15 protein-coding genes and 1 pseudogene are annotated in these 13,787 nt (G+C 57.9%); 3 read left to right on the top strand and 13 right to left on the bottom strand.

Going from position 1 to position 13,787, the window contains the following annotated elements:
* The 11 genes from pal to aspS form a co-directional block, all read right to left on the bottom strand.
* Complete coding sequence (gene pal, locus AC2LD7_RS19645) at positions 1 to 507, bottom strand: peptidoglycan-associated lipoprotein Pal (RefSeq protein WP_484599355.1); 507 nt, start codon at positions 505 to 507, stop codon at positions 1 to 3.
* Between the two features lie 49 nt (positions 508 to 556).
* A complete protein-coding gene (tolB, locus tag AC2LD7_RS19640; RefSeq protein WP_484599354.1) occupies positions 557 to 1,858 on the bottom strand; it encodes a Tol-Pal system beta propeller repeat protein TolB in 1,302 nt (433 codons plus the stop codon).
* Positions 1,855 to 2,862: a cell envelope integrity protein TolA gene (gene tolA / locus AC2LD7_RS19635; protein ID WP_484599353.1), complete on the bottom strand. Its 1,008-nt coding sequence runs from the start codon at positions 2,860 to 2,862 to the stop codon at positions 1,855 to 1,857. The genes tolB and tolA overlap by 4 nt, the downstream gene beginning before the upstream one ends.
* Positions 2,862 to 3,314 (bottom strand): protein TolR, encoded by a 453-nt coding sequence (gene tolR / locus AC2LD7_RS19630; RefSeq protein WP_484599352.1) that lies wholly within the window; start codon positions 3,312 to 3,314, stop codon positions 2,862 to 2,864. Before tolR ends, tolA begins: the two co-directional genes overlap by 1 nt.
* A gap of 12 nt (positions 3,315 to 3,326) precedes the next feature.
* Positions 3,327 to 4,019 (bottom strand): protein TolQ, encoded by a 693-nt coding sequence (tolQ, locus tag AC2LD7_RS19625; protein WP_484599351.1) that lies wholly within the window; start codon positions 4,017 to 4,019, stop codon positions 3,327 to 3,329.
* A gap of 2 nt (positions 4,020 to 4,021) precedes the next feature.
* Positions 4,022 to 4,465 carry a tol-pal system-associated acyl-CoA thioesterase gene (ybgC, locus tag AC2LD7_RS19620; RefSeq protein WP_484599350.1) on the bottom strand — a complete coding sequence of 148 codons (444 nt, stop codon included), beginning with the start codon at positions 4,463 to 4,465 and terminating at the stop codon, positions 4,022 to 4,024.
* A 51-nt stretch (positions 4,466 to 4,516) separates the two neighbouring features.
* Complete coding sequence (ruvB, locus tag AC2LD7_RS19615) at positions 4,517 to 5,569, bottom strand: Holliday junction branch migration DNA helicase RuvB (RefSeq protein ID WP_484599349.1); 1,053 nt, start codon at positions 5,567 to 5,569, stop codon at positions 4,517 to 4,519.
* Positions 5,569 to 6,174 carry a Holliday junction branch migration protein RuvA gene (ruvA, locus tag AC2LD7_RS19610; RefSeq protein WP_484599348.1) on the bottom strand — a complete coding sequence of 202 codons (606 nt, stop codon included), beginning with the start codon at positions 6,172 to 6,174 and terminating at the stop codon, positions 5,569 to 5,571. Before ruvA ends, ruvB begins: the two co-directional genes overlap by 1 nt.
* An 84-nt stretch (positions 6,175 to 6,258) precedes the next feature.
* Positions 6,259 to 6,783: a crossover junction endodeoxyribonuclease RuvC gene (ruvC, locus tag AC2LD7_RS19605; protein ID WP_484599347.1), complete on the bottom strand. Its 525-nt coding sequence runs from the start codon at positions 6,781 to 6,783 to the stop codon at positions 6,259 to 6,261.
* A gap of 146 nt (positions 6,784 to 6,929) precedes the next feature.
* Entirely contained in the window at positions 6,930 to 7,676 is a 747-nt protein-coding gene (locus tag AC2LD7_RS19600; protein WP_484599346.1) for a YebC/PmpR family DNA-binding transcriptional regulator, read from the bottom strand.
* Between the two features lie 79 nt (positions 7,677 to 7,755).
* Complete coding sequence (gene aspS / locus AC2LD7_RS19595; RefSeq protein WP_484599345.1) at positions 7,756 to 9,531, bottom strand: aspartate--tRNA ligase; 1,776 nt, start codon at positions 9,529 to 9,531, stop codon at positions 7,756 to 7,758.
* A 376-nt stretch (positions 9,532 to 9,907) separates the two neighbouring features.
* Here aspS and AC2LD7_RS19590 point away from each other — a divergent pair, with 376 nt between their 5' ends.
* Entirely contained in the window at positions 9,908 to 10,378 is a 471-nt protein-coding gene (locus AC2LD7_RS19590; protein WP_484599344.1) for a Dps family protein, read from the top strand.
* 296 nt (positions 10,379 to 10,674) lie between these two features.
* The gene (locus tag AC2LD7_RS19585; RefSeq protein WP_484599343.1) at positions 10,675 to 11,313 is read left to right on the top strand and encodes a cold-shock protein; all 639 of its coding nucleotides are present in this window, start codon (positions 10,675 to 10,677) and stop codon (positions 11,311 to 11,313) included.
* Positions 11,314 to 11,361: 48 nt separating this feature from the next.
* On the opposite strand, the gene AC2LD7_RS19580 is transcribed toward AC2LD7_RS19585, so the two are convergent.
* The gene (locus AC2LD7_RS19580; RefSeq protein ID WP_484599342.1) at positions 11,362 to 11,568 is read right to left on the bottom strand and encodes a SlyX family protein; all 207 of its coding nucleotides are present in this window, start codon (positions 11,566 to 11,568) and stop codon (positions 11,362 to 11,364) included.
* 4 nt (positions 11,569 to 11,572) lie between these two features.
* Positions 11,573 to 11,995: an HIT family protein gene (locus tag AC2LD7_RS19575; protein WP_484599341.1), complete on the bottom strand. Its 423-nt coding sequence runs from the start codon at positions 11,993 to 11,995 to the stop codon at positions 11,573 to 11,575.
* 462 nt (positions 11,996 to 12,457) lie between these two features.
* Between AC2LD7_RS19575 and AC2LD7_RS19570 the strand changes: the two are divergent.
* Positions 12,458 to 13,719: pseudogene (locus AC2LD7_RS19570) on the top strand (OprD family porin).
* The last annotated feature ends 68 nt before the right edge of the window (positions 13,720 to 13,787 follow it).

The raw sequence follows: 13,787 nt of genomic DNA, 5'->3' as shown, positions 1-13,787 counted from the left end.
TTACTTACGCAGTTCAACGCGACGGTTCTGGGCCCAGGACTGCTCGTCGTTACCCATGGCAACCGGACGCTCTTCGCCGTAGGAAACCAGTTCCAGCTGAGCAGGCGATACGCCCTGCAGAACCAGATAGCGCTGAACGGCTTTGGAGCGACGCTCACCCAGCGCCATGTTGTACTCGCGAGTGCCACGCTCGTCAGTGTGGCCTTCCAGTACAACACGGTTGCCAGCGGACTTCAGATCTTTGGCATGAACGTCCAGAGCGCGCATGGCTTCCGGCTTCAGGTCCGAGCTGTCGTATTCAAAGTAGAAAGTGGTGATGGCGCGCAGAGCAGCTTCTTCGCCACTCATGCTGCCGTCAACGGCACCGCTGTCAGCGCCATAGCCAGCGTTCGGATCCATGGCGGTGGAACCTTCGCCAGAGTCATCGCCACCCTTGGACGAACAACCAACAGCTACAGCCATAGCCAGAGCCAGCGCAGCGAACTTACCGAATTTCAGCATTTCCATGTATAACAACCCCAGGTGTGTTTTGGTTAGGTGAAGCGTTGATACCGCATCAGTTCAGGTAAGGGGACCACGATGGCTCACGGACTTCGCCTTGAGCAGTAGGAAGCGGGAGCCTAACTCGACCATTGATTGATACGAGCATCAAGACTCCCCGGCCCTGCTGGCGGGTCGCGTAGATTAGCATGGTGCCATTAGGCGCAACAGTGGGCGACTCATCTAAACTCGTTTCGGAGAGTATCCGCAAATTACCGCGTTGCAGGTCCTGTGCCGCCACCTTGAAATTGGTATAGCCCTCTTGGCGATGGATCATCACGAGCGTCTTCTCGTCTGCAGAAAGCTTCGGGTTGGCATTGTAGTTACCAACGAACGTAACACGCTCGGCGTTATTGCCACCGAGGCGCTGCTTGTAGATCTGAGGTTTGCCAGCACGATCCGAGGTGAAGTAAATCGTCTGACCGTCAGCACCCCAGAAAGGCTCTGTGTCGATCGCATAATGGTTGGTCAATCGCTGCAGTTGGCGGGACCCTAAATCCATGACATAGATTTCCGGATTGCCATCCTTCGACAGCACGAACGCCAAGCGATTGCCGTCGGGCGAAAATGCCGGAGCACCGTTGAGACCCTCGAAGTTGGTGATCTGTTCGCGGCGACCGGTATCGATGTGCTGCATAAAAATACGAGGACGTTTCTGCTCGAACGAGACGTAGGCGATACGACGGCCATCGGGCGAATAACGCGGTGACAGAATCGGTTCACGCGATTGCAGCAACGTCACGGCACGCGCACCGTCGTAATCGGAACGTTGGAGGGTGTAGCGCGTGTTGGCGCCACCGAGTCGTTCGACGGTGACATAGAGCAGACGCGTGGAGAACGCGCCCCTGATCCCTGTGAGTTTCTCGAACGCCTGATCGGCTGCGTAATGCGCCATGTCACGCAGCTGGTCTTGGCCACCGCCGACAGTGCCGCTCATCACCGACTGCTCGGTAGTCACGTTGAAGACCTCGTAGCGGACCTGCAGCTTGCCACCGGATGGCTCGATGTTGCCCACCATGACGTACTGGGCGCCCAGTGCCTTCCAGTCCCGAAAGATGACCTCGCTGCCGCGGGTCGGCATGCTGATCATGTTTTGCTTGGGGATTGGCTGGAATAGCCCTGAATTGCGTATGTCGTTGCCGATAATCTCGGCCATGTCTTCTGGCAAAACGCTACCGCCCTGCCAGCCGAACGGCACCACGGCGATGGGAATCGCGCGATCGGCACCACTGGTGACGACGATATTCTTCTCCTGAGCTACGGCATTGCCCAGCACGAAGAGGAGAAGGACGATAAAACCTCGAAGGTAATTGATCACAACGCAAGGTCCTCAGGCGTAAATGTCATCGTAAACGAGCGGTACGGCTGGAATTCTTGAGCAGAAAGACCCTGCATCTCGGTCAGCCGACCAATATTTTTCACCGCGGCTACCGCGGAATTATCGAACGGCGCATTACCACTCGATCGTGAAACACTCACAGCGGTGATGGTCCCGTCCGGCAGCATATTGACCTGCAGCGAGACCGACATATTGTTCCTGGCCGACGGCGGCCGGGTCCAACCCTCCGCGGCTCGCATGCGGATCAGATCATCGAAATTACCAGCCACTTGGTCGCCTTGGGTATCCGCCATGGCCTGCTGTCGCTCGGTATCTTCTGATAGCAACTCGGCAAGCGCCTGCGCTTTCTTGTCTTCTGCGGCTTTGCGAGCCGACTCGGCTGCAGCTTTTTTCTTCGCCTCTTCTGCAGCCTTTTTCTTTGCGGCTTCAGCTGCGGCCTTTTTCTTGGCATCTTCTGCCGCTTTCTTCTTAGCGGCTTCGGCAGCGGCTTTCTTCTTCGCTTCCTCTTCAGCCGCCTTTTTCTTCGCGGCCTCGTCTGCCGCTTTTTTCTTGGCGATATCGGCTAGCTTCTTCTGCTCGGCCGCTTTGGCATCTTCCGCTTTTTTAGCGTCAGCGGCTTTCTTGGCCGCATCAGCCTTTGATGCTTCGGCCTTTCGAGCCTCATCAGCGTTCTTTTGTTCCGCAGCTTTGGCTGCAGCCTGCTTCTGCTGCTCGACCTTGCGCTGCTCCATCTGTTCGGCTTCGTACTGCTTGGCTGCAGTTTTCTGGGCCTCGCCAGCGATCTTCTGATTGGTCTGGGTTTTCGCCTGGCTTTGCGACTTGAGCTGATACAGCGTCGCTTGGACGAACGGCTTGGACGGTGGTAACTCCGGCGTCATGGCAAAGCTGACGAAGAGCATCCCAAAAATGATGATGTGCAGCCCAACCGCCAGAATGGTTGGCCAGTAGTAACTCTCCGAGCGCGAACGATCCAACTTTTGCATCAAGGCGCCTCGGTAATCAGGCCGACGTTACCGACGCCCGCTTCCTGCAACCCGCCCATGGCGGACATCACCGAACCGTAGTCCACCGCCTTGTCGCCGCGCACGAATACCTGGACTTGCTTACCCTGGCTACGGTTCTGATTCATGATCGCGGTGACCGCCTTGGTCATTTCGTCCAGCGTCAATGCCTGGTCCTGCACGGTATCGGTATCAACCTCGCTGCCGATGTTCCAGTAGTAGGTCTTGTCCGCCTTGATCGAAATGGTCAGTACCTGAGCGTCGTTATCCTGAGGTAAAACTTCGCTGCTGACTTTCGGCAGGTCGACCTTCACGCCCTGGTTGAGCATCGGGGCGGTAACCATGAAAATCACCAGCAACACCAGCATCACGTCGATGTACGGCACCACGTTCATCTCGGCGACGGGTTTGCGTCTTTTGCGAATTCTTGCCATGGCCAGCGGGCCTCAATCTTCGGTGGTGTGAACTTTGCGATGGAGGATCGCCTGGAATTCATCGGCGAAGGTGTAGTAACGGCCGATGAGCATCTCGCCACGCGCAGAGAAACGGTTATAGGCAATGACAGCTGGAATCGCCGCGAAAAGGCCGATTGCCGTGGCAATCAGCGCTTCAGCAATGCCAGGAGCCACAGTAGCCAGGGTCGCCTGTTGAACCTGCGCCAAGCCGCGGAACGAGTTCATGATGCCCCAGACCGTGCCGAACAGGCCGATGTAGGGACTGGTGGAGCCAACAGTGGCGAGAAACGGCAAGCTCTGCTCGAGCTTCTCTTCCTCGCGGGAAATCGCTACGCGCATGGCGCGGTTGACGCCATCCATGACCGCATCCGGATCGACACCCTGCTGCTGACGCAGACGGGAGAACTCCTTGAAGCCGGCGCGGAAGATCTGCTCGACACCCGAATCCGGATCAGGATTGCTGCCGGCCTGACGGTAGAGCTTGGACAGGTCGATACCCGACCAGAAACGCTCTTCGAAGGTGTCAAGCGAACGCTTGGCAGCACGCAGCATGTTGCCGCGCTGGAAAATCAGAATCCATGATGTCACCGAGGCGCCCACCAGAATCAACATGACCAACTGAACCACAAAGCTGGCATTGCTGATCAGGCTCCACATGGACATATGATCGACGTTGGCTTCCACGCTTACTCTCCTGCTGGGGGTAGACCCGACCCGGCGAAGGCTGCGCGCAGCGCTTCGGGAATGGGGCGGGGTTTCAAACTCTCGGTGCGCACACAGGCCACCACGAACTGCCCTTCGCAGAGCAGCAAATTATCTTTCGCTCGTCGCACCTGCTGTTTGAAACGCAGACTAGCGCGCTTGATTTCCACCACCTCGGCAGTTACCAGCAGCTCATCGTCCAGCCGCGCCGGTGCGTGATAACGCGCTTCGCTGGAATGCACGACGAAAAGCAGGTCTTCACCAACCAGCTGCGACTGGGCGAAGCCCAGACTGCGTAACCGTTCGGTACGGGCCCGCTCCATGAATTTAAGGTAATTGACGTAATAAACGATGCCGCCAGCATCGGTGTCTTCGTAATAGACGCGACAGCGATGGGAGAACGGTTGAGCATGTGATTCCGCGCGCATACTAGTGCCAGGCCCTGCAAATGCCAATCAGGTGTAAGAACAATATTTTTGTCACTCTGTGTCGCCGCTGAAGAGGTCAGCTACTGGCGAATCGCCCATGCGTTTCGGCAGGTTCAGGCCGAAATGCAGGTAGGCGTGACGAGTGACAACCCGCCCACGCGGCGTGCGCATGATGTAGCCCTGCTGGATCAGATAGGGCTCGAGGACGTCCTCGATAGTGTGGCGTTCCTCGCTGATTGCAGCAGCCAGGTTATCGACGCCGACTGGTCCGCCATCGAACTTCTCGATCAGCGTCAGCAGCAACCGTCGATCCTGATGATCCAAGCCCCGCTCGTCCACGTCGAGCATGTTCAGCGCGAGGTCTGCTGTACCGCGAGTTATTTCGCCGTTACCACGAACTTCGGCAAAATCCCGCACCCGACGTAGCAGGCGGTTGGCGATGCGCGGCGTACCGCGGGCACGACGCGCAATTTCGAAAGCGCCTTCGGCCTCGATGACCAGACCAAGGATGCCTGCGGACCGGCTGACGATGGTCGCCAGATCCGCAGTGGAGTAGAACTCCAATCGCTGCACGATACCGAAACGATCACGCAGTGGGTTTGTCAGCATACCGGCCCGGGTCGTTGCCCCGACCAGGGTGAAAGGCGGCAGATCGAGCTTGATTGAACGCGCAGCAGGACCTTCGCCGATCATGATGTCCAGCTGAAAATCTTCCATCGCCGGATACAGTACTTCTTCCACGATGGGCGACAACCGGTGGATCTCGTCCACGAACAGAACGTCACCCTCTTCAAGATTCGTCAGCAAAGCTGCTAGATCGCCAGGTCGCTCGAGCACCGGCCCCGAGGTGCTTTTGATCGAGACACCCATTTCCTGCGCGATGATATTGGCCAGCGTGGTTTTGCCGAGCCCCGGCGGACCGAAGATCAAGGTGTGATCGAGCGCTTCGCGGCGCCCACGCGCGGCGCGGATAAACAGATCCATCTGCTCACGAACGACCGGTTGACCGATATATTCGGCCAGGCTCAGCGGACGGATGGCACGATCGAACTGCTCTTCGCGGTCGCGACCAGCGGCGGTAACCAGGCGATCAGCTTCGATCACTAGACCATTCCCTTGAGTGCGCGGCGGATCAGGTCTTCACTGCTCAAATCGACTTCCTGTACAGCGGATACGGCACGACTGGCCTCTTGCGGCTTGAAACCGAGGGAGATCAAGGCGCTGACTGCGTCGTTCTCGGCGCTTGAGACTGCCACAGATCCGCGGGGTTCCACCACCAAGGTGGCGATGGACGGCATGGTTTCCCACGCCTTGAAACGATCCTTGAGCTCGACCAGCAAACGCTCGGCGGTCTTCTTGCCCACCCCCGGAATTTTCACCAGCACCGACGTATCCTGCGCCTGGACGCAACGTACCAGCTCGTCCACTTCGAGTCCCGACATCAGCGCCAGCGCCAATTTCGGCCCCACTCCGTTAAGCCGAATCAGTTCGCGAAACAGCTCGCGATCACGCTTTTCAGCAAACCCGTACAGCAGATGCGCGTCTTCACGCACCACGAGATGAGTATGAAGCGTGACCGGTTCGCCTATCGATGGCAGGCGATACAAGGTGGTCATGGGCACCTCGATTTCGTAGCCAACGCCATTGACGTCCAGAATCAGATGAGGGGGCTGCTTTTCTGCCAGGGTGCCACGCAAGCGTCCAATCACTGTGATGCGTCCTCGTTCGACCCGCGATTCTTGAGCAGATCGGGTTGTTCTACCTTGCCCCGACGCATACGCCGGGACGATGAATTACAGTCGCAGGCGCCCGCCTCTTCGCTTGGCGCCGGCCAGGCCATGTGGAATCAGGCTCTGGCGGTGGTGCGCATGGCACAGAGCGATCGCCAGGGCATCGGACGCATCGATCTGTGGTTTCTGCACCAGTTTCAGCAGATGCATCACCATCATCTGCACCTGCTGCTTGTCAGCCCCACCGGTTCCGGCAATGGCCTGCTTGACCTGCGTAGCGGTGTATTCGGCGATTTCCAAACCCTGCTCCGCCGCCGCCACGATCGCGGCGCCGCGAGCCTGCCCCAGTTTGAGCGCGGAATCAGCGTTGCGCGCCATGAAGACCTGCTCGATGCCCATGGTCACAGGACCATGCAGGCGAATCACCTCGCTGACGCCAGTGAACACCGCTTGCAGGCGCGCGGAGAGTTCACCGCTGCCGGTGCGAATACAGCCGGACGCCACATATTCGCAGTTGCGACCGTTATCCCGCACTACGCCGTAGCCGGTAATTCGTGAACCAGGGTCGATGCCCAGGATAAGCGTCATGCAGTCGCCATACTGTCTATTTATCCAGGCGCCAGTATAAGGAGCTCGTTACAAGACGACCAGCGACATAACGAGACGCCATGACCAAGCAACAAAAAGCCGGAAGCACCGAGGGTAGCTTCCGGCTTCCGATGCCGCGCTACGGATCAGTCCAACTGATCCATAATCTCGTCCGGAATCTCGGCGTTATGGTAGACGTTCTGCACGTCATCCAGATCTTCCAGCGCATCGATCAGACGCAGTACTTTCTGGGCGGTTTCCAGGTCGACGACCGGCGCAGCAATCGAGGGGATCATGGCTATGTCGGCCTCCTCGCCTTTGAACCCAGCGGCACTCAGCGCCTCGTTGGCAGTATGGAAATCGGCAAAGCTGGTGGATACCAGCGCCGAACCATCTTCCCCCATCTCCACGTCGTCGGCACCAGCATCCAGCGCCGCCTCCATCAACGCATCCTCGTCCACGCCCGCCGCGAAGCTGATCTGCCCCTTGCGATCGAACATGTAGGCGACCGAGCCGTCGGTACCCAGGTTGCCGCCGTGCTTGCTGAAGGCATGACGCACCTCCGCCGCGGTGCGGTTACGGTTATCGGTCATGGCCTCGACGATGATGGCCACGCCGCTGGGTGCGTAACCCTCATAGGTCAGCTCCGCCATGTTGTCGGCGTCGTTGGTGCCGGCCCCACGTGCGATAGCGCGGTCGATGGTGTCGCGGGTCATGTTGGCGACCAGCGCCTTGTCCACAGCCAGTCGCAGGCGCGGATTGTCGGCGGGAATCGGCCCGTTCTTCGCCGCAACGGTCAACTCGCGAATGATCTTGGTGAAAATCTTGCCACGCTTGGCGTCCTGGCGCCCCTTGCGGTGCTTGATGTTGGCCCATTTGGAATGACCAGCCATTAACTGCCTCCCTTTCTGATCAACTTTTTCATCTTGCTGAAACCAAGAGCCCAGGTTTCCCTGGGCTCCAGCGCCGCTGTCATTCGGCTTTCGGCTGCTCGCGCAGGCGAATGTGCAATTCACGCAATGCCTTGGCATCCACCGCACCCGGCGCCTGGGTCATCACGTCCGCAGCGCTCTGGGTTTTCGGGAAGGCGATCACTTCGCGGATCGACTGCGCGCCGGTCATCAGCATCACCAGACGATCCAGGCCGAACGCCAGACCACCGTGAGGCGGCGCGCCGTACTTCAGCGCATCGAGCAGGAAGCCGAACTTCTCGTTCTGCTCCGCCTCGTCGATACCGAGGATACGGAATACGGTCTGCTGCATTTCCTTGCGATGAATACGAATCGAGCCGCCACCCAACTCGGTGCCGTTGAGCACCATGTCGTAGGCACGCGAGAGCGCACCGACCGGATTGGCTTCAAGTTCCTCGGGGGTGCATTTGGGTGCGGTGAAGGGATGGTGCAGCGCGCTCAGCGAGCCATCATCGTTCTCTTCGAACATGGGGAAGTCTACGACCCACATCGGCGCCCATTCGCAGGTCAGCAACTTCAGATCGTGCCCCAGCTTGATACGCAGCGCGCCCAGGGCCTCGGAGACGACTTTGGCCTTGTCCGCGCCAAAGAAGACGATGTCGCCATCGACCGCACCGACGCGATCGAGGATGACGTTGAGTTTGTCTTCGGGGATGTTCTTGACGATCGGCGACTGCAGACCTTCGACGCCCTTGTCGCGCTCGTTGACCTTGATATAGGCCAGCCCCTTGGCACCGTAGATGCCGACGAACTTGGTGTAGTCGTCGATCTGCTTGCGCGGCATGCTTGCCCCGCCCGGTACGCGCAGCGCGGCGACGCGGCACTTGGGATCGTTCGCCGGACCGCTGAACACCTTGAATTCGACCTGTTGCAGCTGATCGGCCACGTCGACCAGCTCCAGCGGAATGCGTAGGTCCGGCTTGTCGGAACCGTAACGACGCATGGCTTCTTCGAACGGCATGTGCGGGAACTCACCGAACTCGACGCCCAGCACTTCTTTAAACAGTTTGCGCACCATGCCTTCGGTGATGCCGATGATGTCTGATTCGTCGAGGAAGCTGGTCTCGATGTCGATCTGGGTGAATTCCGGCTGACGATCGGCGCGCAGATCTTCATCGCGGAAACACTTGGCGATCTGGTAGTAGCGATCGAATCCCGCCACCATTAGCAACTGCTTGAACAGCTGTGGCGACTGCGGCAGCGCGAAGAAGCTACCGGGATGGGTGCGGCTGGGCACCAGATAGTCGCGCGCACCTTCTGGAGTGGCACGGGTGAGGATCGGCGTTTCTACATCGAGGAACCCATTTTCATCGAGATAGCGACGAATGCTGGTGGTGATACTCGAACGCAGCTTGAGCTTCTCCGCCATTTCCGGGCGACGCAGATCGATGAAGCGATAGCGCAGACGAGTTTCCTCACCGACGTCGCTGTATTCGTTGAGGGGAAACGGCGGGGTCTCCGCTTCGTTCAGCACTTCCAGCTCGTAGCCCAGCACCTCGATGGCACCAGAGGCCATGTTCGGATTGCGCGCCCCTTCCGGACGCAGGCGCACCTTGCCGGTGATCTTGATGACGTACTCGCTACGCACCTTGTCGGCAGCAGCGAAGGTCTCGGCACGGTCAGGATCGAAAACTACTTGCGCCAATCCTTCACGATCACGCACATCGAGGAAAATAACCCCGCCGTGATCGCGACGGCGATGAACCCAGCCGCAAAGAGTAATTTCCTGGCCGTCCAGGCTTTCGTTCAACTGGCCGCAATAGTGGCTGCGCATCATGGTGGGGTTCGCTTCTCGTATCTTGGAAATTCGTTGGGTCGCTGACTCGCGACTGGGCAGACGGCGCTTGGTAGCGCTCAGGTCTAATGATCGATCACATCAGCACTGAAAGGTGAGCAACCGGCATCAGAGCGCGGCTCTACCCGTACGGCAAACGAGCCGCCCGGCACAAGCGCGGGATTATATCTACATAATTGCCTGGACGCAGCCGCTGCCGATAGGCTTGGCCAATCGAAGCCATAGGCAACAAAGTTGAACCCAACACTTCTTGCGGCTTCGAACGAACAGATCGCCATGAAGCGACGGCGCACCCACCCACCGCTCGCGCTCATTTTCTGGCATAACTGTAAATGAACTCATCACACAGGAGATAACCATGGATATTGACATCGGTATTGCCGAACAGGACCGCGCCGCTATCGCAGACGGCTTGTCCCACCTGCTGGCCGATACCTATACGTTGTACCTCAAGACGCACAATTTTCATTGGAACGTGACGGGACCGATGTTCAACACCCTGCACACGATGTTCGAGACCCAGTACACCGAGCTTGCCGTCGCCGTGGACGATATCGCCGAACGTATTCGCGCCCTGGGCTTCCCGGCTCCCGGCACTTATGCGGCTTACGCGAAACTATCCTCGATCAAGGAGCAGGAGAGCATTCCGACTGCCGACGAGATGATCAAACTTCTGGTCGAAGGACAGGAAGCGGTCGTTCGTACTGCCCGCGGCATCTTTCCCCTGTTGGAAAAAGTCAGTGACGAACCCACTGCCGATCTCCTGACCCAGCGCATGCAGATTCATGAGAAGACCGCATGGATGTTGCGCAGCCTGCTGGCCGCCTGATACGAAGCATCGATTGGCTTTTACATCCAGGGCTGCCGCTGGCTCGGCTGCCCTGAGTCATGGCATCGAAAGTCCGTCATGACCAGGCACGAGATCTTTCGTCAACCATCCAGCGCCACCTCCCTTCCAGCCCTACCAGGCAAGCAGTTTGAGCGGCGCCTCCCTTTGCTGTTAAATACGCGCGCCGCAGGCCGGGCACCATCTAAACGAGCGGTCGCTTTCACCACGCTCGCGCTTTCACATTTGCCCAACGCCTGCCGCTTTTCTGTCGTGCTATTTAACTGTGAGTCATGAGAATGCTTAAGATTACCCACGTATTAACGGGCGTTATTGCCCTCGTGCTGTCACTCGTACCCAGCCTCACCGGCGGATTGCCGCTTCTGTTGCAACCCGATGCATTGTGCCTGCTCTTGCTGGGCCTGTTGAACGTTCAGTTCGCCTCATCTACGCAACTGAACCTTAATGAGCGGACCCGCCCCGTTCTACTGGGCGTATCCATACTCCTGATTGCTGCGGTCGCAGTTCAGGCGGCAATACTGCTGACTCCGATCACCGCCATTGCCAACCAACCCGCTACGCTCGCCAGCCTGATGCTCGCCTTCATTGCCGTACTGCTGCATCTCGCTACAGCCCAGGCAAGGAATGAACCTGCAGCCGGCCGCAGCCCATCTCCGAGTGCTCGCAAAAGCCACAGTACGCGCGCTGCAACACCCACCGCCGGGCGCGAGACAGGGACGGTCAAGTGGTTCAACACCTCTAAAGGTTTTGGCTTTATTTCCCGAGACAGCGGCGACGATGTCTTCGTCCACTTTCGGGCGATTCGAGGCGAAGGCCACCGCGTTCTGGTGGAAGGCCAGCGCGTCGAATTCACCATCATGATGCGTGACAAGGGCCTTCAGGCCGAAGACGTGATCACAACCCAAGCGGGCGCCTGACCGCCAGCGCCAAACCAGCCCTCACGCTTATTCGCCTTCGTCGCATTATCAATAGTGCGGCGGAGGTGCTTCATCTTCCTCACTGCCGATCCTGCTCTGCATGTCCTCCTGCCGCCTGGCGAGCATTCCCAACTGTGCCTGCAGCCGCTCGACGGCGCGCTGCTGAGTAACCAGCACATCGTTCAGTGTTTGAATCGTATCGTCCTGAAACGCCAAACGCGCTTCGAGATCGGTGATGCGTTGTTCCAGCTCCATTGTGCTACTCCGCGAAACGAAAATTGTCAGTCAGCACGAGCTTCAGCTTTTGCCTGATCGCGGCGGCCTGCGCGTCACTGTAAGGATTGGCGGGATGGCGACCCCAGACGGGGGCCGGCCAGGCCGCATCGTCTCGACGTCGCGCGATTACATGCACGTGCAACTGACTCACTACATTGCCGAGGGTCGCGACATTCATCTTGTCGGCACCGAAGGTGTCTTTCAGCGTCTCGGCCAGCGCCGTGGCTTCTCGCCATAGCGCCTGCTGATCCGCCGAATCCAGTTGGAACAGCTCACTGACCTCTTCGCGGCGCGGCACGAGAATGAACCAGGGGTAGTTGGCATCGTTCATCAATAGCAGTCGACACAGTGGAAAATCGCCCAGCCGCAAGGTGTCCTGCTCCAGGCGTGAATCGAGAACGAACATAACGGCTCCTCCTGTTCATTTCAAAATCATCGCAGCACCGAGGCCGCGCCTTGATCGTTCGGCCAAGAATACTCCAACGCCCCTCACCCAACAGCAGGCATGGCGCACCAAAATGGCGCGCCAGTAAGCCATCGTAGCCCAGCTTCAGCGCGCACTAGACCCAGCGGAGTCTGAATTGCGGGCGAATAAACAACTTTTCGATTATGTGCACGGTTATTGCTTAATGGCAGATAAGCCATAAAACAGGGGGCAGAAAAACCGAAATAGCTGGGTTAAGCTTGCTGTCGCTAGTTTCCCCAGCTACACAGTAATTCTCGGAAAATACTTTCCTAGGCTTGCTGCAGGTTTCGACCAGCTAGGCAAACAAGGATTGAATTGAGCTTGTATACCGAAAATAAAGATGCCTCTTTCCGGCGCACGCAGGAAAGCAAGCACCAATTTGAAACCAAAGGAGCAATCACTATGAAAGTGATGAAGTGGAGCATTATCGCCATGGCCGTTGCGGCCGGCACATCGCAGCTGGCCATGGCCAGCCAGCAATCGGAATCAAAAGGATTCGTTGAAGATGCGAGCCTTGACTTGCTGTTGCGTAATACTTACTACAACCGCGACTTCAAGGACGGCGCGGATGATTTAAGAAGCTGGGGCCAAGGCTTCATCACCACTTTCGAATCCGGCTTTACTCAGGGCCCCGTGGGCTTTGGTGTAGACGCCTTTGGTTTGCTGGGTGTTCGTCTTGATGGTGGGCGCGGCTACAACTACACCGCAATGTTCCAGGAAGATGCGGAAGGCAATCCCGAGGACAACCTGTCCCAGGCTGGCGCCGCAATCAAGGCACAGTTCTCGAACACGGTGATTAAATACGGCAACCAGATGCCATCGATGCCGGTTCTCGCCTACGACGACTCCCGCCTCCTGCCAGAATCGTTTACCGGCACGCTGATTACCAGCAGCGAACTCGAAGGCCTGGAGTTGAACGCCGGCCATTTTACCGCCGACAGCGGCATGCCTTCCTCAAGTCGCGATTCGGGTGGCCTGAAAAGCATCGATGTTATCGGTGGCAGCTACAGCTTTACCGATGCACTGAGCGCATCGCTTTATTTCTCTGACGTCGAAGACGCGTCTATAAGAAGAAATATGCAAACGTGAACTACGTGATGCCGCTCAGCGAAGAGCAGGCACTGTCGTTCGACTTCAATATCTACAAGACCGAATACGACAACGACGACGTTGCCGACTCGTTCTTCGGCAACGGTGTTACGGGCGACGACAACACCATCTGGAGCCTGGCCGCCAAGTACAGCGCCGGCGCTCATGCTTTCATCGTGGCACACCAACGTGTTAGCGGCGATGTAGGCTATGCCTATGACCTGGGCGACGGCGGCAGTGCCATCTGGCTGTCGAACTCCTACTACTCTGACTTCAACAACAAGGACGAGCGTTCCTGGCAAGCTAGCTACGAGTTGGACTTCACGACCTTCGGCGTTCCGGGCTTGTTCTGGAAAACTGCGTATGTACGTGGCGACAATATCGACACTGGGGCTGGCACTGGCGATGCGACCGAGCGCGAGATCTTCAACCAGGTCCAGTACGTCTTCCAGGACGGTCCGGCGAAAGATCTGTCCCTCAAGCTGCGTAATTCCATTTACCGTGCCAGCAACGACCTTGGCCCGGATCTGAATGAAATTCGCGCCTTCGTTGAGTACCCGCTGAGCATTCTGTAATACAGAAAATCAGCTAGGGAAACTCTGAAGAAGACTTCCAGATTTTGGCAAAATACCCGGATTCCACC

Source organism: Stutzerimonas sp. (assembly GCF_982611455.1).
The sequence above is the reverse complement of the archived record's forward strand: the minus strand, read 5'-3'. Positions and strand labels throughout refer to the sequence as shown.